Source organism: Bartonella sp. AD328YNZD (genome assembly GCF_042196425.1).
Window position 1 is genome coordinate 1 of record NZ_JBHIQG010000747.1, and the last position, 689, is coordinate 689.

Genomic DNA, 689 nt, shown 5'->3' on the forward strand with positions numbered 1-689 from the left:
TATAATTTATCATTTGTTGATCCTTATTTCTTAGGGTATCGTTTATCTGCTGGCGTTGATGTTTTTCGTAGTACTTACCGTGCTGATAAAGCCTATGATGTACGACAGACAGGCGGGTCATTACGGTTTTCGTTGCCTATTAATAATCAATTGTCTGCTAATGTAGCTTATTCTTATGTGCAGGAAGAATATGATTTTGGCGGAGAGTATAATTTCGATAAAGAGAGTGACATAATAGAATTATACGGGAAATATTCTGGTGCGATTGTTCAAGCTGCAAAGCAAAGCCCTTGGAAGCGTTCATCGATTAGTTATGGTTTTACCTATAATACAATTGACGATATGAGAGCCCCTCATGATGGGTGGTATGTGAATCTTCTTCAGGAATATGCAGGGCTTGGTGGAAGTGCAAAGTTCTTGAAGACCACGGGTAAGGCGATGATGTACAAGACTCTTTCCGAGCAGAAGGATATCGTTGGTTTGCTTTCCTTTGGGGGGGGGTATATCCACGGAATGGGCCGAGATGGTGTTCGTATTTTCGATATGTTTAAGGCGAATACTGATATGATCAGAGGGTTCAAATATAATGGGATAGGCCCACGTCAGGTTTCTAATAAGGGTGAAGTTTATTTCTTAGGGGGAACAACATATATGAATGCGACTGCTGAAGTACAGTTTCCTATTCCTGT

At 40.6% G+C, this 689-nt stretch carries 1 protein-coding gene; it reads left to right on the forward strand.

Translation table 11 applies throughout. The features are described 5' to 3' along the window. The coding region (locus ACFIO3_RS15855) for a BamA/TamA family outer membrane protein (RefSeq protein ID WP_375704752.1) at positions 1–689 on the forward strand (689 nt) is incomplete at both ends.